Annotated in this window: 21 protein-coding genes; 7 read left to right on the top strand and 14 right to left on the bottom strand. The window is 72.1% G+C overall.

Translation table 11 applies throughout. The features are described from left to right. Positions 1-14 precede the first annotated feature (14 nt). The 3 genes from ACRYR2_RS13250 to ACRYR2_RS13260 all read right to left on the bottom strand — a co-directional run bounded on the left by ACRYR2_RS13250 (position 15) and on the right by ACRYR2_RS13260 (position 3077). Positions 15-794, bottom strand: coding sequence for an HAD-IIA family hydrolase (locus tag ACRYR2_RS13250; protein WP_432563338.1), 780 nt, complete (start codon positions 792-794; stop codon positions 15-17). Positions 795-820: 26 nt separating this feature from the next. Then, positions 821-1480: a deoxyribose-phosphate aldolase gene (gene deoC, locus ACRYR2_RS13255; RefSeq protein ID WP_432563339.1), complete on the bottom strand. Its 660-nt coding sequence runs from the start codon at positions 1478-1480 to the stop codon at positions 821-823. 133 nt (positions 1481-1613) lie between these two features. After that, complete coding sequence (locus tag ACRYR2_RS13260; RefSeq protein WP_432563340.1) at positions 1614-3077, bottom strand: GGDEF domain-containing protein; 1464 nt, start codon at positions 3075-3077, stop codon at positions 1614-1616. A gap of 90 nt (positions 3078-3167) precedes the next feature. Here ACRYR2_RS13260 and ACRYR2_RS13265 point away from each other — a divergent pair, with 90 nt between their 5' ends. From ACRYR2_RS13265 to ACRYR2_RS13275, 3 genes are all read left to right on the top strand, one after another. Then, entirely contained in the window at positions 3168-4562 is a 1395-nt protein-coding gene (locus ACRYR2_RS13265) for an FAD-binding protein (protein ID WP_432563389.1), read from the top strand. 71 nt (positions 4563-4633) lie between these two features. Continuing rightward, positions 4634-6241 (top strand): tetratricopeptide repeat-containing diguanylate cyclase, encoded by a 1608-nt coding sequence (locus ACRYR2_RS13270; protein ID WP_432563341.1) that lies wholly within the window; start codon positions 4634-4636, stop codon positions 6239-6241. A gap of 116 nt (positions 6242-6357) precedes the next feature. Continuing rightward, entirely contained in the window at positions 6358-6495 is a 138-nt protein-coding gene (locus ACRYR2_RS13275; RefSeq protein ID WP_432563342.1) for a hypothetical protein, read from the top strand. 39 nt (positions 6496-6534) lie between these two features. Here ACRYR2_RS13275 and ACRYR2_RS13280 read toward each other — a convergent pair whose 3' ends face one another. From ACRYR2_RS13280 to ACRYR2_RS13295, 4 genes are all read right to left on the bottom strand, one after another. Beyond that, on the bottom strand, positions 6535-7434 hold the full coding sequence (locus ACRYR2_RS13280; protein ID WP_432563343.1) for a carbohydrate ABC transporter permease: 900 nt from the start codon (positions 7432-7434) through the stop codon (positions 6535-6537). Then, positions 7431-8423, bottom strand: coding sequence for a carbohydrate ABC transporter permease (locus tag ACRYR2_RS13285; protein ID WP_432563344.1), 993 nt, complete (start codon positions 8421-8423; stop codon positions 7431-7433). Before ACRYR2_RS13285 ends, ACRYR2_RS13280 begins: the two co-directional genes overlap by 4 nt. After that, positions 8423-9745, bottom strand: a complete 1323-nt coding sequence (locus ACRYR2_RS13290; protein ID WP_432563345.1) for an ABC transporter substrate-binding protein — start codon at positions 9743-9745, stop codon at positions 8423-8425. Before ACRYR2_RS13290 ends, ACRYR2_RS13285 begins: the two co-directional genes overlap by 1 nt. A gap of 122 nt (positions 9746-9867) precedes the next feature. Further along, positions 9868-10692, bottom strand: a complete 825-nt coding sequence (locus ACRYR2_RS13295; protein WP_432563346.1) for a PhzF family phenazine biosynthesis protein — start codon at positions 10690-10692, stop codon at positions 9868-9870. Between the two features lie 181 nt (positions 10693-10873). Here ACRYR2_RS13295 and ACRYR2_RS13300 point away from each other — a divergent pair, with 181 nt between their 5' ends. Continuing rightward, a complete protein-coding gene (locus tag ACRYR2_RS13300; protein ID WP_432563347.1) occupies positions 10874-11929 on the top strand; it encodes a LacI family DNA-binding transcriptional regulator in 1056 nt (351 codons plus the stop codon). A 24-nt stretch (positions 11930-11953) separates the two neighbouring features. Here the strand turns inward: ACRYR2_RS13300 and ACRYR2_RS13305 are convergent, their stop codons facing one another. From ACRYR2_RS13305 to ACRYR2_RS13335, 7 genes are all read right to left on the bottom strand, one after another. Further along, complete coding sequence (locus ACRYR2_RS13305; protein WP_432563348.1) at positions 11954-12949, bottom strand: iron-siderophore ABC transporter substrate-binding protein; 996 nt, start codon at positions 12947-12949, stop codon at positions 11954-11956. Positions 12950-13009: 60 nt separating this feature from the next. Continuing rightward, a complete protein-coding gene (ligD, locus tag ACRYR2_RS13310; protein WP_432563349.1) occupies positions 13010-14236 on the bottom strand; it encodes a non-homologous end-joining DNA ligase in 1227 nt (408 codons plus the stop codon). A gap of 61 nt (positions 14237-14297) precedes the next feature. Further along, complete coding sequence (locus tag ACRYR2_RS13315) at positions 14298-15224, bottom strand: acetamidase/formamidase family protein (RefSeq protein WP_432563350.1); 927 nt, start codon at positions 15222-15224, stop codon at positions 14298-14300. 21 nt (positions 15225-15245) lie between these two features. Then, positions 15246-16019: an amino acid ABC transporter ATP-binding protein gene (locus ACRYR2_RS13320; protein WP_432563351.1), complete on the bottom strand. Its 774-nt coding sequence runs from the start codon at positions 16017-16019 to the stop codon at positions 15246-15248. Then, positions 16016-16684, bottom strand: coding sequence for an amino acid ABC transporter permease (locus ACRYR2_RS13325; RefSeq protein ID WP_432563352.1), 669 nt, complete (start codon positions 16682-16684; stop codon positions 16016-16018). Before ACRYR2_RS13325 ends, ACRYR2_RS13320 begins: the two co-directional genes overlap by 4 nt. A 24-nt stretch (positions 16685-16708) precedes the next feature. Then, positions 16709-17503: an amino acid ABC transporter substrate-binding protein gene (locus ACRYR2_RS13330; protein WP_432563353.1), complete on the bottom strand. Its 795-nt coding sequence runs from the start codon at positions 17501-17503 to the stop codon at positions 16709-16711. A 186-nt stretch (positions 17504-17689) separates the two neighbouring features. Continuing rightward, complete coding sequence (locus ACRYR2_RS13335; protein WP_432563354.1) at positions 17690-18691, bottom strand: LacI family DNA-binding transcriptional regulator; 1002 nt, start codon at positions 18689-18691, stop codon at positions 17690-17692. 133 nt (positions 18692-18824) lie between these two features. On the opposite strand from ACRYR2_RS13335, the gene ACRYR2_RS13340 reads away from it, so the two are divergent. The 3 genes from ACRYR2_RS13340 to ACRYR2_RS13350 are packed head-to-tail and all read left to right on the top strand — an operon-like array spanning position 18825 to position 22996. After that, positions 18825-20747, top strand: a complete 1923-nt coding sequence (locus ACRYR2_RS13340; protein ID WP_432563355.1) for a glycoside hydrolase family 127 protein — start codon at positions 18825-18827, stop codon at positions 20745-20747. A 60-nt stretch (positions 20748-20807) separates the two neighbouring features. Beyond that, on the top strand, positions 20808-22091 hold the full coding sequence (locus ACRYR2_RS13345) for an ABC transporter substrate-binding protein (protein WP_432563356.1): 1284 nt from the start codon (positions 20808-20810) through the stop codon (positions 22089-22091). Beyond that, positions 22088-22996: a carbohydrate ABC transporter permease gene (locus tag ACRYR2_RS13350; protein WP_432563357.1), complete on the top strand. Its 909-nt coding sequence runs from the start codon at positions 22088-22090 to the stop codon at positions 22994-22996. Before ACRYR2_RS13345 ends, ACRYR2_RS13350 begins: the two co-directional genes overlap by 4 nt. Position 22997: the final 1 nt, after the last annotated feature.

Consider the following 22997-nt stretch of genomic DNA (forward strand, 5'->3'; position numbering starts at 1 on the left):
ACTCGTCGGACTCCTCAGACGAGGTCGACGAGATCCCCGATCCCGTCGACGATCCTGTGGGGCTGGAACGGGAACCGCCGCACCTGCTCGCGCTTGGTCGAACCGGTCAGGACGAGGAACGTCCGCAGACCGGCCTCGATCCCGGCCACGACGTCGGTGTCCATCCGGTCGCCGATCATCGCGGTCGTCTCCGAGTGGGCCTCGATCCGGTTCATCGCCGAGCGGAACATCATCGGGTTGGGCTTGCCGACGAAGTACGGTTCGGCGCCCGTGGCCCGGGTGATCAGCGCCGCCACGGACCCCGTCGCCGGCAACGACCCCTCCTTCGAGGGGCCGGTGGCGTCGGGGTTCGTGGCGATGAACCGCGCGCCGGCCTCGACGAGCCGGATCGCCTTGGTGATCGCCTCGAACGAGTACGTGCGGGTCTCGCCGAGCACCACGTAGTCGGGGGCGGTGTCGGTCATGACGAAACCGGCCTCGTGCAGGGCCGTCGTCAACCCCGCCTCACCGATGACGTACGCCGAGCCGCCCGGCATCTGCCGGGCCAGGAAGTCGGCCGTGGCCAGCGCCGAGGTCCAGATGTTCTCCTCGGGGACCTCGATGCCGCTGCGCGACAACCGGGCGGCGAGGTCGCGCGGGGTGAAGATGGAGTTGTTCGTCAGGACCAGGAACCGCCGGCTGGAGTCGGCCAGCCGCTGCAGGAACTCCGCGGCCCCGGGCAGGGCGTGCTCCTCGTGCACGAGCACGCCGTCCATGTCGGTCAGCCAGCACTCGATGCCGTCGACCTCGCTCATCGCGTTCCCCTCCACCTCCGGCCCGCTCAGTCCGACAGCCCGGCGAGCACGGTCGCCGAACCGGACAGCCCCAGGCGGGTGGCGCCGGCGTCGAGCATGGCCAGGGCCACCTCGGTGGTGCGGATGCCGCCGCTGGCCTTGATGCCCAGCCGTCCGCCGACGGTCGCGTGCATGACCTCGATGGCGTGCACGGTCGCGCCGCCGGTGGGGTGGAAACCGGTCGACGTCTTGACGAAGTCGGCGCCGGCCGCCTCCGCGGCGCGGCACACGGCCACCAGCGCGTCGTCGGGCAGGGCCGCGGACTCGACGATGACCTTGAGCACGGTCGGGGACGGGACGGCCGTGCGGACCGCGGCGATGTCGTCGCGGACGGCGTCGAAGTCGCCGGCCAGTGCGGCGCCGACGTCGATGACCATGTCGACCTCGTGAGCGCCGGCCTGCACGGCGGCCGCGGCCTCGGCGGCCTTGACGGCGCTCGTGTGCTTGCCGGAGGGGAAGCCGCAGACGGTCGCGACGACGAGGTCGGTCCCGTCGACGGCGAGCATGTTCGGGGACACGCAGATCGCCAGGACGCCCAGCTCGCGCGCCTCGGCGGCGAGCGCCGCGACGTCGGCGGCCGTGGCCTCGGGCTTGAGCAGCGTGTGGTCGACGAGGCGAGCCACTTCGGAACGGGTGCGTGCGGTCACGCGCCGAGTCTGCCACCCGGTCGCCGGTCGCCCCTTCGTGTGAGCCCTTCGACCTCGCGGAAACAACAGTCTCCGTCGCCCGAGCCGCGCTCAGGCGACGGAGACTGTTGTTTCCGCGAGGTCGAAGGGCCCGTCACGCCACGGGCTGGGGCCCGGTGCCGGAGGGGAGCGTCGGGGGCGCCAGCCGCAGCCGGTCGCGTCCTGCGGCCTTGGCGGCGTACAGCGCCTCGTCGGCCCGCCGCAACGTCTCGTCGGGCGTCTCGTCCCGCCGCCACCGGGCCACGCCGATCGAGCACGTCTGCCCGTCGGGCACCACCGCGCGCAGTGCGTCGAGGCGGGCCAGGGCGTCCGGCTCGGCGCCGCGGACGACCACGACGAACTCCTCACCGCCCCACCGGGCGAGGAAGCCGTCCGGCCGCAGGCTCAGCGCCCAGGCGGCGGTGGCGGCCGTGAGCAGGCCGTCACCCGCCTGGTGGCCGCGGCTGTCGTTGTAGGCCTTGAAGTGGTCCAGGTCCACCATCGCGACGAACACGTCGTCGCCGCGGCCGGACCGGCAGGCACGGGCGAGTTCGTGTTCGAGGGTGCGCCGGTTGGGGAGGCCGGTCAGCGGGTCGGTCCGCGCCATCGACTCCAGCTGGCGCGACTGCGAGCGCAACCGCTGCAGCAGGTCCCAGATCCGGGCGACGACCAGCGCGACGAGCGCCACCGACCCGGCCGCCAGCCAGGCGACCGGGACGGTCTGCCGCAGCAGCGCCATGACCGTCAGCACGGCCGAGGGCAGCACGGCGGCCACGGCCAGCACGAGCAGGCGTGCGGCCGTCAGCCCCCCGGTGGCTTCGGTGGTCGGCTGCCGGTGCCAGGGGTGACGAGCGTTGACCGCCGCGGCCGCGAACCCGACGTAGTACAGCAACCACAGGGCGTTCAGCCCGCGGTCCGAGTCGTTCCCCGCGGTGGTCAGCTGCTGCAGGTTGAAGGCGACGTCCGCGACGATCGTGCACGAGGTGCCCAGCACCAGCAGCCAGAAGGCCGGCGGGCGGCTGCCCGGCCCCGTCACCAGGCGGGCCACCAGGAAGATGAGCAGCACGTCGCACACCGGGTACGCCGAGCTGACGGTGCGGGTGAGCAGCGGCTGGGTGCTGTCCTGGGCGACGGGCAGGACCACGAAGGTCCCGAAGAGCGTGGCCGCGCTCAGCGACAGGATGCCCGCGTCGAGCAGGCTGCCGCGGTAGTTCCCCGTGCTGCGCTGCCGGTTCAGCGACAGCAGGCCCACCGCGACCGGTGCGTAGGCGAGGAGGTAGCACAGGTCCGCGACCGTCGGCCACGACTCGTCACCGTTCAGCGTGAGCCGGGCGAAGAGGAGTTCACCCGACAGGTACAGCCCCTGGGAGACCAGCAGCCACCACCACGGTCGCCGGAAGCCGGCGGGGATGCGGACGACGGCGACGCTCATCACCACGGTCGCGTACACGAGCGGCAGCAGGTAGGCGATCGTGTTCGCGTCGGTGCCCGGCGCGGGCAGGGAGCCGATCAGGACGCAGAGCAGCCCGCCGACGACCGCCAGGACCGTCGGCCGCAGCGACGGGGAATCGGACGGCACGGTAGGAGATCGGCGGGCACCGTCCTCGACTTCAGCCGCCGTCCGGTGGAACTGTCGTCACCGCCGGTTAGGCTCCCGTCCGTGGTGAGCATCCCTGTCCTGAAGCCTCGTCCGGCGACCGACACCGTCCGCAGCACGCAGCGCCTGACGGGCTGGGGCCGCACCGCCCCCACGACGGCGACGGTCCTGCACACCGACGACCTGGACGTCATCGCCGAGGCCGTCCGCACGGCCGGCCCCCGCGGGATCATCGCGCGCGGTCTGGGCCGCTCCTACGGCGACCCCGCGCAGAACGCCGGCGGGCTCGTCGTCGACATGACGGCGCTGAACCGCATCCACGACATCGACGTCGACGCCGCGACCGCCGACGTCGACGCGGGCTGCTCCCTCGACAAGCTGCTGCGCGCCGTCGTGCCGCACGGCCTGTGGGTCCCGGTCCTGCCCGGCACGCGGCAGGTCACCGTCGGCGGCGCGATCGGCGCGGACATCCACGGCGGCAACCACCACACCCAGGGCACCTTCACCCGGCACGTCCTGTCCCTGGACCTGCTGACCGCCGACGGGCAGGTCCGCACCCTGACCCCGGACGGGCCGGACCGCGAGCTGTTCCTGGCCACCACCGGCGGCATGGGCCTGACCGGCATCGTCCTGCGCGCCAAGATCCGCCTGGACCGCGTCGAGACGTCCTACTTCATCGCCGACGTCGAGCAGACGCCCGACTTCGACGACATGCTCGAACGGCTGCAGAAGAACGACGAGAACTACACGTACTCCAAGACGTGGTTCGACTCGGTCACCACGGGCAGGCACATGGGGCGCGGCTTCCTGCTGCGCGGGTCCTCGGCGAAGCTGTCCGACCTGCCGCCGGAACTGCGCAAGGACCCGCTGAAGTTCGACGCGCCGCAGCTGGCGAGCTTCCCCGACCTGTTCCCGTCCGGGATGCTGAACCGGCTGTCCGCCAAGGCGCTCAACGAGTTCTACTACCGGAAGTCGAAGACCAAGTCCGGTGTGGTGCAGAACATCACGCAGTTCTACCACCTGCTGGACCTGTTCGCGGACTGGAACCGGGCCTACGGCCCCAACGGCTTCCTGCAGTACCAGTTCGTCGTGCCCTTCGAGCGGACCGACCTGCTGAAGTCGAGCATGGAGGCCATCGTGGAGTCGGGGCACATCTCGGCGCTCAACGTCCTCAAGCGGTTCGGCGACGCCAACGACGCCCCGCTGTCCTTCCCCACCCGCGGCTGGACCCTCGCGGTCGACCTGCCGGTCAAGAAGGGCCTGGACCAGCTGTGCAACCTGCTCGACGAGATGGTGCTGGACGCCGGGGGCCGGCTGTACCTGGCCAAGGACTCGCGGACGACGGCCGACCGGTTCGCCCGCATGTACCCGCAGCTGCCCGCGTGGCGCAAGGTCCGTGACGAGGTCGACCCCGAGCGCAAGTTCGCCTCGGACCAGTCGCGGCGCCTGCAGCTGGTGACCGGCTGACCTCAAGCCCGGCGCCGCAGCTGCCGACACCGACGTCGAGGACCCTGCTCCGGGGTCGTGAGGGATCGGCGGTGGTGCACGTGGTGGACGGGCACCCGCAGGACCCCGCGCACGGCCGCACGCGGGACGCCGCCGCGAGTCTCGTCCTGCGGCGACTGGGGCGCGAGCTCGACGAGATCGAGGAGCTGGTCGGCTCCGATCCCGCCCGCGCGGCCCGGGTGGCCCGCGCCCTGGCGGGGCGTGCGGACGTCGCCGGTGTCCCCGACGCCGTCGCCTGCGCGCGCGTCCGGGAGGCCGAGGCCGTGCAGCGCATCGGTGACGGGGCGGGTGCCGCGGCGCTCGTCGCCCGGTTGCGTCAGGAGCACGCGGACCTGCCCCGCGAGGTGACCGTCCGCGCGTCCTGGGTGCTGGCGCGGGTCTTCACCGGCCTCGGCGACCGTCCCACCGCGCTGGAGCACGCCCTGGACGCGGCCGCCGGCTGCGACGACGGCGTCCCGGTGCGCGTGCGGGTGCGCGTCCTGGTCAAGGTCGCCGACCTCCTCGACGAACTCGGCGCCCACGAGGACTCCCGGTCCTGGTACCGGCGGGCCGAGGTGCTGGCCGAGGGCGACGGGCAGCTGCACCTGCTGCTGGTCAACAACCGCGCCTACTGCGAGCTCGAGCGCGGCGACGTCGAGGCCGCGCGGCGGGAGATGGCGCTCCTGCACGAGCTCAGCGAACGCTACGACCGGCCGCTGAACGCGAACACCCTCGACACCGTCGCGCGGATCCACCTGCTGTGCGGGGAACCGCACCTGGCCGAGCGGACGGCCCGGGCCGCGGTGGACACCAGTGCGCAGATGGACCTCAAGAGCGCCGAGGACGTGGCCGTCTACCTGCTCACCCTGGCCATCGCCCAGCGGACGCTGGGGGATCCGGCCGCGGCCTCGCGGACCCTGGAGCAGGCGCGGGCGGCGTGCGCCGGGGAGGGGTTCGCGGACGTCCGGACGCAGTTGCTGGCCGAGCAGGCCGAGGTGCACGCCGCCCTGGGCGACTTCCGCGCCGCGTTCGAGGTGCACAAGGCCTACCACGCCGCCGACAAGGACCTGCTGTCCGAGCAGCGCGAGGCGCAGGCCCGGGCCCGCCAGGCGATGTTCGAGACGGACGTGGCCCGGCAGGAGGCGGCGCGCTACCGGGAACAGGCGCGGCGCGATCCGCTCACCGGGCTGCGGAACCGGTTGTTCGTCGACGAGCGGCTGCCCGAACTCGTCGAGGACTTCCGCGCCGGGGGCCGGCAGGTCTGCGCGGTGCTCCTCGACCTCGACCACTTCAAGGCCGTCAACGACACCTACTCCCACGAGGTGGGGGACGAGGTCCTGCGGATCCTGGCCGGCCTCCTGGAGGAGGCCGTGGCGGCGGTTCCGGCTCCCGACTCCTTCGCGGCCCGGCTGGGCGGGGAGGAGTTCCTGCTCGTCCTGGTGACCGACGAGGAGCGGTGCGCCCACGACGTCGCCGAACGGGTGCGCACCGCGGTGCAGGACCACGACTGGTCGGCGACCACCCCCGGCCGGTCGATCACCCTCAGCGCCGGCGTCGCCGCCCTCACCCCCGGTGGCGACAAGGCGTCGGTGCTGGCGGCCGCCGACGCGCGGCTGTACGCGGCCAAGGCCGCCGGACGCAACCGCGTCCACGCCTCCTGACCGTCCTGCGGGGTCCCCGTGGCCGAGGCGGTCGGCGGCGCGCCGGGCGCAGGTGGGAGGGTGGATCCACGCCTGCAGCCCCGGGGCGTCGCTGCTGCGCCTTCCTCGGTTCGCTCGTGGCCGGCTCGCGCCCGCACCGGGTGACGGTGGTCGGCGCCGGCGAGCAGTCGCTGATGGTGCTGCGCCGCACCTGCATCGACACCGTCCTCGACCTGCAGCCGCGTGGCCCGGGCCCGGACGCGCCGCAGCGGTGACCTCGCGGGAGGACACCCGCGAGGCCACCGCCGCAGGGGTCAGCCCTTCAGGGCACCGGCCGCGATGTTGGCGATGAAGTGCCGCGAGCCGATGAGGAAGATCCCGATCAGCGGGACGACGCTCACGACGGCCCCCGCCATGATCATCCCGTAGTCCGTCGTGTAGACGGAGTTCATCTGGGCCAGCGCCGTCTGCAGCGTCTGCCGTCCGGGGTTGATGAGCACGACCAACGGCCAGATGTAGTCGTTCCAGGCGGTGACGAAGGTGAAGATCCCCAGGAAGGCCAGCCCGCCGCGCAGCATCGGGACGCCGATCGACCACCACGTCCGGAAGAACCCGGCTCCGTCGAGCTTGGCCGACTCGATCAGCTCGTCGGGGATCGAGGACTGCGCGAACTGCCGCAGCAGGAAGATGCCGAACGCGTTGGCCGCCCCCGGCACGATGAGGGCCTGCAGGTCGCCCATCCAGCCCAGTTCCGACATCAGCACGAAGCTCGGCACCAGCGACATGTTGCCGGGGACGAGGAACGTCACCAGCAGGACCGCGAACAGGACGTTCTGCCCGGGGAACCGGTACTTCGCGAACGCGAACGCCGCCAGGGAGTCCAGCAGGACGACCAGCACCGCCAGGGAGCCCGCGACGACGAACGAGTTGACGAGGGCCCCGAGCAGGTCGACGTTCGCGACGACGTTGCGCAGGTTCTCCAGCAGGTGCGTGCTGGGGAGCAGGTTCGGCGGGTAGCCGAAGATCTGTCCCGTGGTGCTGGTGGACATGACCAGCAGCCAGTAGAACGGGAACAGCGACAGCAGCACGCCGACGAGGATGCAGGCGTGGGTGATGACCCGGCCGGTGACCTCCTGGCGACCGCGGCGGGGTTTCAGGGTGACGACCGGGGCCTGGCTCGTCGAGGGGCGGACGACGTCGGGAGTCGTGCTCACCGGGCCACCTCCTTGCTGCGGCGGGCGACCCGCGGGACGGCGTCGCGGTCCCGCAGCAGCCGCCAGTTGATGATGGCGAAGATCGCCGCCAGGAAGAACAGTGCCCACGCGATCGCCGACCCGTAGCCGAAGTCGAGCTGGCTGAACGACTGGTCGTACTGGTAGAGGACGATCGTCATGCCGGCTTCGTTGACACCACCCACGGTGCCGTTGCCGTTGGCTGCTCCGAACAGGATCTGCGGTTCGGTGAACAACCCGAGACCGCCGATGGTGGACGTGATGACGGTGAAGAGGATGACCGGCCGCAGCATCGGGATGGTGACCGAGAAGAACGTCCGCCAGAACCCGGCGCCGTCGACCTTGGCCGCGTCGTACAACTCGCTCGGCACGGCCTGCAGGGCGGCCAGGTAGAGGATCGCGTTGTACCCCGTCCAGCGCCAGATGACCATCATCGCGATGGTGATCTTGATGCCCCACTCGGTCGACAGCCACGCGACCGTCGGAAGCCCCAGAGCGGTCAGCGTGGAGTTCACGATGCCGAAGCTGTCGGAGAACACCGAGCCGAACACGATGGCCATCGCGACCATGCTGGTGACGTTCGGGATGAAGAACGCGACCCGGTAGAAGCTCTTGAAGCGGATGTTCTGGTGCAGCAGGAACGCCATGACCAGGGCGAGGAAGAGCATCGGGACGGTCGAGATCACCCAGATGATGAGGGTGTTCGAGACGGCGTTCCAGAAGCGGGTGTCCTGGAGGAGGTAGGCGTACTGCTGCAGGCCGACGAACTTGATGTCGCCGATGCCGTCCCAGTCGGTGAACGACAGGTAGACGGAGAAGAGGATCGGGAAGGCGCCGAAGACGAGGAACAGCAGGTAGAACGGTGCGACCGCGACGTACTGCGGCCAGAAGGAGCCGATCCGCTGCCGCCGGGACCTGCCGAGCTCGAGCGTCGACGTCTGCGGCGCCGACGTCCGCGTCGTGACGGCCATCAGATCACCCCTCGCTTCTTGAGGATCTTGTTGACGGCGGCGACGGCCTCGTCCCACGCCTGGTCGGGGTCCTTGCCGGCCGACTCCACGACGCGGAGCTGGTCGCGGAACGACTCGATCTGCTTCTCGTAGGTGCTGATGAACGTCGTGGGGACGTTCTCCGCGGCCGTGCTGAAGAAGGCCAGCGGGTCCTGGTCGCCGAAGAAGCCACCCGAGTCGGCCATCCCGGAGGTGAAGGCGCCCGGGGCCGAGGGGAACAGCTGGACCTCGTTGTAGGACTGGGCCTGGTTCTCCGGCAGCGTCAGCCAGCGCGCGAACGCCAGCGCCGCCGCGGGGTCCTTGGACGTCTTGGGCACCGCGAGGAAGGAGCCGCCGCTGTTGCCCGGCAGCCCCGGCTGCTGGGCGATGCGCCACAACCCCGCCAGGTCCGGCGTGGTGTCGGTGGCGACCTTCATCCACCACGCGCCCTCGATGTGCCCACCGAGCTTGCCGCTGTTCCACGCGGCGTTCTGCTCGTTCTCGACCTGGAGGTTGCGGGTGACCCCGGCCTGGATCGCCTTGACCGCGGTGTCCCACGCCGTCCGGATCGCCGAGCCGGGCTTCTCGAACAGGGGCTGGTCGTCGCTGTCGAAGTAGCGTTCAGGACTGGCGTTCACGTACTGGTTGAAGACCATGACGGCGTTGCCCATGAGCGCGACGTCGCTGGTCTCGCGCAACTGCCGGCCGAGTTCGATCCACTCGTCCCAGGTGCGGACGGCGGCGGACACGTCGTCGGGCTCGGAGGGCAGGCCGGCCTGCGCGAAGAGGTCGGCCCGGTAGAAGAACCCGGTGGGACCGGTGTCCATCGGGAAGAACAGGAAGCGGCCGCTCGGGGTGCGCCCGAGGTTCCACTTCCACTCGTAGTAGTCGTCCCGGTAGTCCGCGGCGCCGTAGTCGTCGAGGTCGACGAACTGGTCCTCGCTGGGGAAGTACAGGGCGGCGTTGGAGTTCACCGCGGTGATGTCCGGGATGTAGGCCTGCGCGGCGAAACCCGTCCGCAGCTTGTTGTCGAACGCGCCGCCGATGACGTCGGCGCGCAGCCGGCGCGTGGTCCCGGGGATCTCCTGGGCCGCCTTCTCCAGCAGGCTGGGGGCGATCGATCGGTTCCAGTACCACAGGACCAGTTCGTCGGGGTCGCTCGAGATGGACGTACCCGAACCGCAGCCGGCCAGGCCCGCGCCCAGCGGGATGCCGGCGGCGCCGGCCAACCCGGCCTGCAGCGCCCTGCGCCGGGAGATCGACCGACCGGGGGACCGCCCCGGCGGGGAAGACGTGACGTGCAAACCGACCAGCCCACTCTCTTCGTCGAGTCACGAGCCGTGCTCCCCGTGAGCGCTCACGGAGTGGAAAGACGGTGCCACCAGGTGACGGACGCTGTCAAGGAACGCGCTGACGGCGGGGGAGCTCAGCCGATGGGCACGGCGGTGCCCGTGACGACGATCCCGCCGTGCTCGGGAACGTCCACGACGAGCACGCCGGGACGCCCCACGTGCCGGCCCTGGTGGACGGTCAGCCGCACCGGCGGACGCACCAGCCCCAGCGCGCGCAGGTACCCGCCGAAGGCGGCCGCGGCCGACCCGGTGGCCGGGTCCTCGGTGATCGAGCCGACGGGGAAGATGTTGCGCGCCTCGAACACCAGCGGTTCCCGTCGGTGGGCGACGGTGATGGTCGCCGGCCAGCCGTGCGCCTGCAGCAGCCGGCGGGCCGCCCGCGGATCGAAGGTGAAGCCGTCGAAGCGCTCGGCGTCGCGGACGACGAGGACGGGGTGCGGGTTGCCGGCCGCGGCGATCCGCGGCGGGTGCAGCTCGTCGAGGTCGTCGTGGTGCAGTCCGGTGAGCTCCAGGAGCTCGTCGAGCACCGGGCCGGGCAGCTCGCCCACCTGCGGGGTCACGCTGGTGAAGGACGCGGAGCCGTCGGCGGTCACCAGCTCGACGGGGCCGACGGGGGTGTCGAACGTGAAGACGCCCGGCCCGTGCCGCTCGGCCAGGGCGACGGCCGTGGCGACGGTGGCGTGCCCGCAGAAGGGCACCTCGGCGTGCGGGGAGAAGTAGCGCAGGGCGACCCGGCGACCGGTGGGACCGGAGGTGACGAACGCCGTCTCGGCGTACCCGACGTCGGCCGCCACCGCGAGCATGGCCTCGGCGGAGGCGCCGGCCGCGTCGAGCACGATCCCGGCCGGGTTCCCACCCGCGGGGTGGTCGGTGAAGGCGGCGTAGCGCAGGACGTCCACCCGCTGACGGTAGCTCCGGCGGGCAGGACGGCGGAGCGACCGGCGCGCACGGTTTTCCGGCGCCGACTCCGGGCGGGGCTGTCGTGAGCGCTCACCGAGTGGTAAGACCGTGCCACCGTGACGGGGAGCTGTCGGGGCAGGCGACGAGGCGTGCCGGTGCAGTGCGGCGGAGGGAGCGGGCGTGACGGCTGACCAGGACGGGTCCCGGGTCGAGGACGTCAGGATCGACGAGGTGGTCCGGCGCGACCGGCGGGGCGGGCGGGCCGGAACCACCATCGAGGACGTCGCGCGCGCGGCCGGGGTGTCCCGCCAGACGGTGACCCGGGCCATGAACGACATGGTCGGGATCAGCGCCGTCACCAAGTCCCGCGTGCTGGCCGCCGCGAAGGACCTGCACTACCGGCCCTCCCGTTTCGGGCGCGGGCTGGCGCGGGCGACGCACGACACGCTCGGGCTGGTCGTGGCCGACCTGACGAACCCCTACTACCCCGAGTTCGCGGCGGCGCTGGTCCGGTACGCCGGCAGCCTGGGCTGGAACGTCGTCCTGGTCGACACGGTGCACGCGCAGGACCGCGACCGGGTCCTCACCGGCCTGGCCAGTCAGGTCGACGCGGTCATCGGCTACCTGGGGCGGGCCGGCACCTGGGCCGAACCCCTGGCCGGCATGACCGTGGTGAGCGTCGACCCGCCGGTCGACGGGTTGCTGCCGCGGACCAGCGCGGTGCGGCTGGACCCGCGTCCGGCGATGCGGGAGGCGGCCGCCCACCTCGCCGCGGTCGGCGTGCGCGACGTCGTCGTCGTCGACGGGGACGTGCAGGGGAAGGTCAGCGAGCGCGCGCGGGCCGTCGAGGCCGCGCTGGGCCAGGTGGGCGTCCGGGCGCGGATCGTCAACGCCGGTGCCCAGGAGGTCGAGGCGGGACGGGCGGTGACCCGTCGGCTGGTCGAGGAAGGGCTGCCGGACGCGGTGTTCGCCTGGAACGACATCCTCGCCGTCGGTGCGCTGGCCACGTTCACCGAGCGCGGGATCTCCGTGCCCGCCGACGTCCGGCTCGTCGGCATCGACGGTCTGTCGCTGGGGACGTTCGTCACGCCGCAGTTGACGACGCTGGCCGTGGACATGGCCGAGGTGGCCCGGCAGGCCGTCGACCTCGCCGTCGCCGCGCTGGACCCCGCCGGGCCGGCCGAACCCGAGGTGCGGCACGTGCGCCACGTGTTCACCCCGCGGGGGTCGGCCTGACCCGCGTCGTCCGGGGAGTTCGGGTCAGGCCGGCAGGGCCTGTTCCAGCAGCGGGACCATCTTCTCCAGCGCGTACTTCGTCGACAGCGCCCCGGCCAGGGAGTACGCCGAGGAGACGTCGCGTTCCAGCACGATCGCCCGTCCGTCGGCGACGGCGGGAACCGCCTGCCACACCGGGTCCGAGGTGATGTCGGCGGCGTCGACCCCGATCGGGAACACGACGACGAGGTCGCCGTCGACGACGGGGAGTTCCTCGGCCGAGATGTCGATCGAGAAACCCGTCTCGCCCACGGGCAGGGCGGCCACCGCGGGGTTCTGGACGAAACCGAGGTTCTCCAGGAAGCCGACGCGTTCGCTGCCCTCGACGTAGGCGCCCCAGCCCCGGCTGGTCCGGGAGGCGGCGGTGGCGGTCTTGCCGGCCCACTGCGGGTGGGCCTCCGCAGCGGCCGCGAACGCCTGGTCGATCCCGTCGAGCAGGGCCTGGCCCTCGGGGAGCCTGCCGAGTGCCGTGGCGATCATCGTCACCTGCGCCTGGGTCGTGATGAGGTAGGAGTCCCCGCCCTCGGGCACCCCGACGGTGGTGGCGATCTGGCTGAGCTTGTCGTACCGCTCCTGGTCGCCGGAACTCTTCACGTCCAGGATCAGGTCCGGTCGCAGGGCGGCGATGGCCTCGTAGGACGGTTCCAGGGTTCCGACGATCTCGGGCGCCTGGTCGTACAGACCTTCGGCCCAGGGGCCGACGCCCTCGCCGCCGAAGGCCAGCCAGTCCGAGGCGCCCACAGGTTGCACCCCGAGCGCGAGGGCGGTCTCCGCATCGCCCCAGCCGAGGGCGACGACCCGCGTCGGGGCGCTCTCGACGACGACGTCCCCGAACTTCGTGCCGACGGTCGCGGGGAACGCCTCGCCCGCGCCCGAGGTGGGGTCCTGGGCGGCAGGGGCCTCGTCCTCGGAACCGCAGGCCGACAGGGCGGCGACGCCGCCCAGGCCGGCGAGCAGGACGGTGCGGCGGTTCAGGGGCATGAGGACCTTCCGACGGGAGAGCGGTTCAGGTGAGCCTACCCTCATCCGTGCCTGGAGCGTCTACCGGCGCTGCTGACGCCCGCGGTAGGTCGCCCACGGGTCGTAGTCGACCTCGAGTTCGGCCTGTTCCGGACGCTGTCCCTCGGGAACGTGCTGCAGGTTCACGCGCACCCGGTACCAGAGGGAACTGCTGCCGCGCATGCCGTCGACGAGCACGTCGGACTCGGTCAGCAGCGGCACGACGTCGGGGTGCCTGGCCTTCCAGGACTCCAGGCCCGCCACGGCCTCCGGCTTCGTCCTCGCCCGGGCGACCTCGACGAGGGGCATCGTCATCGTCCGTCGGCCCTGACCCTTCGGCGGTTTCTCGGCCGGGCCGAGACGTCCGGCCAGTTCCAGCAGCGCCTCCAGCGAACCGCCGGTGCCGTCCATCTCCGCCCACGGGTCGCCGCCGAGTTCGGCCCACCGCTGCGCGACGGTGGCGATGGTGTGCTCCTGCGGCCGGACGTCGCGGACCTCGTCCCACCTCAGCGGCGTCGACACCCGCGCGTCGGGGGTGGCGCGCACGGAGTAGGCCGAGGCGACGGTGCGGTCCTTGGCGTTCTGGTTGAAGTCGACGAACACCCCCTCGCCGCGTTCCTCCTTCCACCACCGGCTCGTCGCCAGGCCGGGCGCACGGTTCTCGACCTCACGGGCCACCGTCTCGGCCGCGAGCCGCACCTGCGGGTACGGCCAGACCGGGTCGATGGGGGCGTACACGTGGAAACCGCGCGAGCCGGACGTCTTGGGCCACGCCGTCAGCCCGTGGTCGGTGAGGACCTCCCGGGCGACGAACGCGACGTCGACGACCTGCTGCCAGTCGACGCCGGGCACGGGGTCGAGGTCGATGCGCAGTTCGACGGGGTGGTCGAGGTCCTCGGCCAGCACCGGGTGGGGGTTGAGGTCGACGCATCCGAGGTTCACGACCCAGGCCAGCGACGCCTCGTCGCGCACGACCGTCTCGGCCGCCGAGGTGCCGCGCGCGTAGCGCAGTTCGGCGACCTCGATCCAGTCGGGCCGCTTCGCCGGAGCGCGTTTCTGGAAGACGGCCTCCTCCTCGATGCCCTTGACGAACCGCTTGAGCACCATCGGCCGGCCGCGGACCCCGCGCAGTGCCCCGTCGGCGACCGTCAGGTAGTACCTGACGAGGTCGAGCTTCGTCGTCCCGACCTGCGGGAAGACCACCTTGTCCGGGTTGGTGATGGTGACCTCGCGGCCGGCGAGTTCGAGGACGTGCTCCGGGGACGCCACGCCCCGACCCTAGTTCTCCGCCCCCCTCCCCACCACCCGCGGTGATCAAGCACTTCGGTGATCAAGCACTCTCGTTCCGGCGCAGCGCGTCGTGCCGCAGAACGGCGTGCACCCCCCAGGTCTCGTTGGCCACCTGCGTCACCCGCAGGTCCACGCAGGCGCTCAGCAGCGCCAGCGCGGTCGAGCGGTCCAGACCGTGCTCGGCGGCCACCCACGTCACCATGTCGCCCAGCGCCGCGTCCGTCGCGGCGTTCAGGTCGGCGTCGAAACCGAAGGTGATCCGCTCGGTGGGCGTCGTGGCGTGGACCGAGGGCAGCGCGGGGTCGGCCACGACGGCGATGCTGAGCTCGGTGGTCGTGCCGCACTCGACCGCGGTCCCGCAGACCTCCCCGTCGCCCTGCGCGGCGTGCCCGTCGCCCAGGCACAGCAGGGCGCCCGGGACGTGGACGGGCAGGAACAGCGTGCTGCCGGCGACGAGCGACCGGCAGTCGACGTTCCCGCCGTGCCCGGGCCGCGGCGGGGTCGTGGAGTGCTCACCGGGTGCGGCCGGCGTCGTGCCGATCACGCCCAGGAACGGGGCGGTGTCGACCGTGAAGCCCAGCTGGTTCGTGGCGGTGCCGGCCTCGTCGTCGATGTCCCACAGCAGTTGCACGAAGGTCGTCGCGTCGAGCCGGGAGTTCAGCGGGCTGGGGAACCCCGCCGCCGTCCAGCCCCACCCCGACGTCCTCACCGAGTGCAGGGTGACCGCGAGCACGTCGCCGGGTTCGGCGCCGCGGACGGCGATCGGGCCGGCCAGGCAGTGACCCCGCCGGGGTTCGAGCAGCACGGGCGCGGCCGCCCCCGCGTGCGCGGGACGTTCGAGGTAGCCGCGCGCGTCGAGCACCTCGACCGTGAGCCGCTCACCGGACTCGACGGTGAGCGCCGGCGGGCGGGCGGGGTCGAAGACGTCGGTGACCGACTCGGGTCCGGGGCGCAGGAGGGTGCTCACGACCGAATCCTGCCGTACGCCTCAGATCGGGTCGACGAGTTTCTGCAGGAACCGGCGGGTCCGCTCCTGGCGGGGGTCCTCCAGCACCGCCGCGGGGGGTCCCTGCTCGACGATGACCCCACCGTCGAGGAACAGCACCTGGTCGGCGACCCGGGAGGCGAACCGCATCTCGTGGGTCACCACGACCATCGTCCAGCCTTCGCCGGCCAGGTCCTTCATGACCGCCAGCACCTCCCCGACGAGTTCGGGGTCCAGCGCCGACGTCGGCTCGTCGAACAGGACGATCTGCGGGCGGATGGCCAGCGCCCGGGCGATCCCCACGCGCTGCTGCTGCCCGCCGGACAACTGGTGGGGGTACTGCTCGGCCTTCTCCGCCAGCCCCACCCGCTCCAGCAGCGCGAGGCCCTCGGCGCGGGCCTGCTCACGCGGCCGGCCCTGCACGAGGACGGGCCCCTCGATGACGTTCTGCAGCACGGACAGGTGCGGGAACAGGTTGTGGGCCTGGAAGACCATGCCGCTCTGCGCGCGCAACCGCGTCGCCGCGCGCTGCAACGGCCTGCCGCGCAAGGCGGGGGAGAACGCGACCTCGACGTCACCGATGCGGACGGTTCCGGCGTCGGGGACCTCCAGGGCGTTCAGCGACCGCAGCACCGTCGTCTTGCCCGAACCCGACGGGCCGATGAGGACCGTGACCGAACCGGCAACGGCGCTGGCGTCGATGCCGCGCAGGACGTGGTGGTCGCCGAACGACTTCTCCAGGCCCCGGACCTCGAGCAGGGGTCCCACCGCGATCACCTCGCCACGAACTTGTTCAAGCGCGTCTCCACGCGGGTCTGGCCGAAGGACAGGACGAGGCAGACGATCCAGTAGTAGACCGCCGCGACGGTGTAGAGGGCGAAGAACTCGAACGTGGGGGCCGCGATCTCCTGCGCCTTGCGCAGCAGTTCGGTCACCTGGATGGCCGAGGCCAGGGAGGTGTCCTTCACGAGCGAGATGAGCGTGTTCGACAGCGGCGGGACCGCCACCCGCGCGGCCTGCGGCAGCACGATGCGGCGCATGGTCGTCGCGTACCCCATGCCGATGGTCAGCGCCGCCTCGGTCTGGCCGCGGGGCACCGACAGGATCGCGGCGCGGATGACCTCCGAGGCGTAACCCCCGACGTTGAGGCTGAAGGCGACGATCGCGCTGGGGAACGGGTCCCAGGTGACCCCGAACTCCGGCAGGGCGTAGTAGATGAGGAACAGCTGCAGCAGCAGCGGCGTCCCGCGGATCACCGACACGTAGAAGCGGGCGACCGCCTGCAGGACGCGCAGGCTGGACAGCCGCATGAGGGCGACGACGAGCGCGAGGACGAGGCCGATCGCGAAGCTGATCAGCGTCAGCGGAATGGTGCCCTGGACCAGACCGCTGGCCAGCGGAAGCAGGGAGTCCCGTACCAGGTCCCACGTGCCCTCGTCCACGCGCTCGTCCCTCCGTGCCGATCGTCAGCCGGCGGCCGGGCCGGACACGTCCTCGCCGAACCACTTCTCCGAGATCTGCGCCAGCGTCCCGTCCGCGCGCAGCGCGTCGAGCGCGTCGCTCACCTGCTGTGCGGTCTCCGCCTCGTCCTTGCGGAAGACGAAACCCTGCTCGGTGGTGTCCGGCGTCGTGGCGGCGATCTTCACGCCGGTGTCGCCGGTCGTCTTGAGGTAGTCGAGCACCGCGAGGTTGTCGTTGACCAGCACGTCGACGCGGCCCTGCTTGAGCAGCGTCATGGCCTGTGTCAGCCCCTCGACGGCCTCGACCTGCGCGCCGGCGTCGGTCGCGACCTGCGCCCAGTTGCTCGTCGTGGACTGCGCGGACGTCTTGCCCGAGATGTCGGCCAGCGAGGTCACCGACGTGTCGTCGGCGCGGGTGACCACGACGCCGGTCGAGACGGTGTACGGGGTGGAGAAGACGTACTTCGCCTCGCGCTCGGGCGTGATCGAGACCTGGTTGGCGATGCCGTCGTAGCGCTTGGCCTCCATGCCGGCGAACAGGGAGTCCCAGTTGTTCTCGGAGAACTCCACGTCGCGGCCCAGCTGCTCGCCGACGGCCTTCGCGACGTCGATGTCGTAGCCGACGAGGTCGTTGCTCTGCTCGTCGTGGTAGCTGAACGGGGCGTACGTGCCCTCGGTGCCGAAGGTCAGCGCCTCGGTCGACGAGCCGCTGCCGCCCGAGTCGTCGCCTCCACCGCCGCACGCGGCCAGCAGACCGGTGAGGACGAGAGCGCTGATCGTGCCGAGGGTCCTGCGACGCATGAGTGGGGTGTCCTCCTGTGGATGGGCGCCCACCGCGGGTGCCCGACAGCTCAGCGCCAACCTACGGGCTGCGCATTCCCGGCGCGCCCCCGGCGGCGGGGCGCGACCCCGACCCGACCCCTCGTCCCGTCGCCACCTGCGTGGTCCCGCAGGCAGCACCGGCGGGGTCGCGGGTGGGTGGACGGGTCAGGCGGGCACGGTCGACTCCCGCACCACCAGCCGCGTCGGCAGCGTCGTCGTGCCGGGGGAGGGGCGGCCGGCGACGGCCTCGAGCAGCAGTTCCCCGGCCCGCCGGCCCAGCGCCTCGAGCCCCAGGTTGACGGTGGTCAGCGGGGGACGGGACGCCAGCGCGATGACGTCCCAGTCGTCGAAGCCCACGACGGCCACGTCCTGCGGCACGCGGCGCCCCGCGTCGCGCAGGCCGTCGCAGATCCCGCGGGCGATCTGGTCGCTGCCGCAGGTCACCGCGTCGAGGTCGGGGTACCGGCGCAGCAGCAGGTCGGCGGCCAGCCGGCCCCAGCGTTCGCTCCAGTCCCCGTGCAGCGCCGGCCCGACCAGCGCCTCGCCCGCGGTGCGCTCCGCCGCGGCCCGGCGCACCTGGGTGGCGTGGTGGTCGGCGGGGCCGGTGACGTGGGCGATCCGGCGCCGGCCGAGGTCGAGCACGTGCCGTACCGCCGCGGAGGCACCCTCGGCCTGGTCGCTGACCAGCGAGGTGTCCCCCGGGTCCTGCGAGGGGGTGAAGGCGTAGACGACGGGGACGTGGGCGGGGATCGGCATCGGCGGCCGCGGGTCGGTGCGGCGGCCGGTCACGATGATCCCGTCGACGCGGCGGGCCAGCAGCGTCCGCAGGTAGTGCTGCTCACGCAGCGGATCGTCGCGGCTGTCGCACAGCAGGACGCTCATCTCCCCGGCGCCCAGGGCGTTCTCGGCCCCGAGCATCACCGGGATGGAGAACCGGCCGAAGCTGTCGGTGGTGATCAGACCGACCGTGTAGCTGCGCCCGGACGACAGCCCCCGGCCGATCGAGTCGGGGGTGAAGCCCAGCTGCTCGGCGGCCCGGCGCACCCGTTCGCGGGTCTCGGCGCGCAGTTGCCCGGTGCCGTTGAGCGCCTTGGACGCCGTACCGGCCGAGACGCCGGCGAGCGCGGCCACGTCGACGATCCGCACCGGAACGGCGATTTCCGACATGGTCGACCTCCTGGCTGCGGACGGGTCGCAGCAGGGTAGCGCGCTTGACGCGTCCGGTGCGCCGACTCTACGGTCGGCGCAGAAAACGTGTTCCGACGTTTCCCCAGTGCGTCCCAGACTCGATGGAGAGCAGATGACCAGCACGACCGCCGGCGCCGTCAACGCGCCCGCCGCCCCCACCGCGGCCGCCGCCGTCGCCCTGCACCCGGTCCCGCTCGGCGCCTCCCGGATCACTGCCGGCTTCTGGTTCGACCGCATGCAGGCCAACCGCCGCCAGGCGATCCGCACCGGCTACGAGAAGCTCCAGACGGCCGGCAACCTGCGCAACCTGCGGATCGCCGCGGGCACCGAGCAGGGCGAGGTCAAGGGCCCGATCTTCATGGACTCCGACGTCTACAAGTGGCTCGAGGCCGCCGGCTGGGAGTACGGCCGCGAGGCCGACGAGGAGATCCTCGGCTGGATCCGCGAGGTCACCGGCGTCGTCGCCGCGGCGCAGGCCGCCGACGGGTACCTCGACTCCGTCCAGCAGGTGCGCGGGAAGGGCGAGCGGTACGTCGACCTGCCCTGGAGCCACGAGCACTACTGCGCCGGGCACCTGTTCCAGGCCGCGGTCGCGGTGCACCGCAGCACGGGCGAGACCGGGCTGCTCGACGTCGCCGTGAAGCTGGCCGACCACCTCGTCGCCACCTTCGGCCCGGGCCGGACCGAGGACCTCGACGGGCACCCCGTCGTCGAGATGGGCCTGGTGGAGCTGTTCCGCGAGACCGGGACCCGCGAGTACCTCGAGCTGGCCCGCTGGTTCGTCGAGGCCCGCGGGACGGGGATCATCGAGAAGCACGGCAAGCAGCCCACCTACTTCTCCGACCGCGTCCCCGTGCGCGAGGCGACCTCCCCGGAGGGCCACTCGGTGCGCGCCGTGTACCTGACGGCCGGGGCCGCCGACGTCGCGGCCGAGACCGGGGACGAAGGGCTGCTGAAGGCCCTGGCCGGGCAGTGGGAGGGCATGCTCGCCTCCAAGACGTACGTCACCGGCGGGATCGGGTCGCGCTGGGACTGGGAGCAGTTCGGCGACCACTACGAACTGAGCCCCGACCGCGCCTACGCCGAGACGTGCGCCGCGATCGGCAGCGTGCAGTGGAGCTGGCGGATGCTGCTGGCGACCGGGGAGTCCCGCTACGCCGACCTCGTCGAGCGCACGCTGTACAACGCGTTCCTGCCCGGGGTCTCGCTGGCCGGGACGGAGTACTTCTACGTCAACGCCCTGCAGTTGCGGCACGGCGCGCACGCCGAGGAGGAGCGCAGCGTCGCCCACGGTCGCCGGCCCTGGTTCGACTGCGCCTGCTGCCCGCCCAACATCATGCGGACGCTGTCGTCCCTGGACGCCTACGTCGCGACCAGTTCGGCCGAGGGTGTGCAGCTCCACCAGTTCACGACCGGAACGGTCGAGGCCGCCGGTGCCTCGCTGCAGGTCACCACGGACTACCCGTGGGACGGGAAGGTGCGCGTCGAGGTCACCGCGACGCGCGGGGAGTTCGAACTCGCGCTGCGGGTCCCGGCCTGGGCCGAGGGGACCTCGGCGACGGTGAACGGCTCGGCCGTCGACGCCGTGGCGGGGGAGTACCTGCGGATCCGGCGGGACTGGTCCGTCGGTGACGTCGTGGAGCTGGAGCTGCCGATGACCGTGCGCATGGTGGAGGCCGACCCGCGGGTCGACGCCGTCCGCGGCTGCGTCGTCGTCGAACGCGGCCCGCTCGTCTACGCCGTCGAGCAGGTCGACCTGCCCGACGGGCTCGTCGCCGACGACGTCCGGGTGCGGGTGGCCGAACTGCGCGGGGCGCAGGCCGAGCACCGCCCGGACCTGCTCGAGGGCGTCACCGTGCTGCAGCTGCCCGTGCACGCCGCGCTCGGCGCGGCCACCGGCCCGCTGTACCGGCCGGCCGGGGACGAACCGGCCCCGGCCGCCGCCGAGGAGACCCTCCACGTCCCGGCCGTCCCCTACTACGCGTGGGCGAACCGGGGCCTCGGGGCCATGCGCGTCTGGCTGCCGCGGGCCTGACACCGGAACCCGGAACCTGGAGGAGCAGCGATGGAGCTTCACCGCAGGAGAGTTCTCGGATTGGGTGGACTCGCAGCGCTGGCGGCCGCGCTGCCGGGGTGCGCGTCCACCCTGCCCGAGGCCGACGTCACCGCCGCCGGTTTCGGGGAGGACGCGACCGGAACCGTCCGGTTGTGGTGCCGCGCGGCCACGGTCGTGGGCGTCCGGCAGGTCGTCGACGCGTTCAACGCCTCCCAGGACGAGGTGACCGTCGAGGTCACCCCCGTCCTGGACGGGCAGTACGTCACCAAGCTCGCCACGGCCATCCGCGGCGGGAACGTGCCGGACATCGTCGACATCGACGACATCAACTCGATGCTGTTCATCTACCGGGACTCGTTCACCGACCTCACCCCGCTGCTCGAGCAGCTCGACTTCGCCGACCGCCTCAACCCCGGCCAGCTGCAACTGGCGCTGCGGGACGGCCGCAACTACGGCGTCCCCTACATCGCCGACAACTCGGCGTTGTTCTACAACACCGATCTGTTCGAGAAGGCCGGTCTCGACCCCGCCGAGCACACCCGGGACCTCGACGGGATGCTGGAGGCCGCCCGCGCCATCGGCGGCCTGGGAGAGGGGACCTACGGGTGGTCGGTGGACGCGAACGCCGCCGGCATCCTCGGGTTCGTCGTCCAGCCGCACATCTGGGCCGCCGACGCCCCGAACATCGTCGGCGAGGTCGGGGAGCAGCGGGGGTCGATCGCCGACAACGACGCCGTCCGGCGCACGTTCGAGTTCTACCGGACGATGTGGACCGAGGAGCTCATGCCGCAGGCGAACTTCTCCGCCGACGGTGCGCGCTGGTGCGCCGACTTCCGCGAGGGCACCGTCGGGATGGTCCCGGCGAACTTCTCCGTCGCGGTGCTGAACGCGGACCCGGAGATGCAGGCCAAGACCGGGGTCGTGCTGCTGCCCGGCCCCACCGGCGGCCGGGCGACGTTCGCCGGCGGGGACAACCTCTGCATCCCGCGGGGAGCGCCGAACGCCTCCGGGGCGTGGCGGTTCGCGAAGTTCGCCCTCGACCTGCCGCAGCAGACGAACCTGCCCGCGGGCGGGTACATCCCCGTCCGTTCCGACGCGGCGACCCCCGAGTACCGGGAGGAGTTCCCGCTGGCCGTCGCCCCGCTGGACGGGATCCAGGAGGCCTACGCACCCACGACGCTCGCCTACAACCTGCTCTTCAACCAGCCGGACTCCCCGTGGATCGCGGCGTTCCGCCGGGCCGTCTTCGACGGTGACCTCGACGGAGCGCTGGATCAGGGGCAGAAGGACTTCGACCGCATCCTGGAACAGGCGCAGCTGTGACGACTCCGACCAGAACCCCGATCGACCCCCGCCCCAGGTCCCTCACCCACCCCGCGCGCACGGGCTTCCTGCTGACTGCGCCCGCGCTGGCGTTCGTCGTCGTGTTCGTGCTGGTACCGCTGGTCTTCGCGGTCTACATGTCGCTGACGAACTGGCCGCTCATCGGCTCCTACGAGTTCATCGGGTTCGGCAACTACGCCGCTGTGGCGAGCGACCCGGTGTTCTGGAAGTCCGTCGGCTACACGGTCCTCTACACCGCGATCGTCACCCTGCCGATCCTGGTGCTCGGGTACGTGCTGGCCGTCGTCGTCCGCAGCAACCGCCGGTTCTCGACGGTGTTCCGGACGATCTTCTTCCTGCCCTACGTCATCGGTCTCACCACGCTGAGCTTCCTCGCGGTGCTGGAGGCGCAGCCGAGTTCGGGGGCGGTCAACGTCGTCCTGAAGGCCCTGGGCGTCACCGACGGCACGACGGCCTGGCTGGCCGACGGCCCCCTGGCCACCGTCCTCATCTGCGTGATGATCGTGTGGGCCGTCTCCGGGCTGACGATGGTCCTGCTCATGGGGGGCATGCAGGGCATCCCGCGCGACGTCTACGAGTCCGCGGAGATGGACGGGGCCAGCTGGTGGCAGCGCGAGCGCAGCATCACGATCCCCATGCTGCGCCGCACCATCGCCATGAGCCTGGTGATCTCGGTCATCGGGTCGTTGCTGGCCTTCACCCAGTTCTACGTCCTCACCCGCGGCGGTCCCGGCACCGACACCCAGACCGTCGTCATGTACGTCTACCAGCGCGGTTTCGTCCAGCTGCAGCTCGGCGCGGCCTCGGCCCTGTCGATCGTCCTGGTGCTGGTCATCGGCCTGGTGACCGCCGCCCAGTTCCGGCTGCTGCGCGAGAAGGAGTGAC

The organism is Kineococcus deserti (genome assembly GCF_050871945.1).
Lineage (GTDB): Bacteria > Actinomycetota > Actinomycetes > Actinomycetales > Kineococcaceae > Kineococcus.

Excerpts from the sequence above, each read along its gene's own strand:
- ACRYR2_RS13250 (WP_432563338.1), bottom strand. The coding sequence starts at position 794 with ATGAGCGAGGTCGACGGCATCGAGTGCTGGCTGACCGACATGGACGGC.
- ACRYR2_RS13285 (WP_432563344.1), bottom strand. The coding sequence starts at position 8,423 with ATGGCCGTCACGACGCGGACGTCGGCGCCGCAGACGTCGACGCTCGAG.
- ACRYR2_RS13305 (WP_432563348.1), bottom strand. The coding sequence starts at position 12,949 with ATGCCCCTGAACCGCCGCACCGTCCTGCTCGCCGGCCTGGGCGGCGTC.
- ACRYR2_RS13330 (WP_432563353.1), bottom strand. The coding sequence starts at position 17,503 with ATGCGTCGCAGGACCCTCGGCACGATCAGCGCTCTCGTCCTCACCGGT.
- ACRYR2_RS13335 (WP_432563354.1), bottom strand. The coding sequence starts at position 18,691 with ATGTCGGAAATCGCCGTTCCGGTGCGGATCGTCGACGTGGCCGCGCTC.
- ACRYR2_RS13340 (WP_432563355.1), top strand. The coding sequence starts at position 18,825 with ATGACCAGCACGACCGCCGGCGCCGTCAACGCGCCCGCCGCCCCCACC.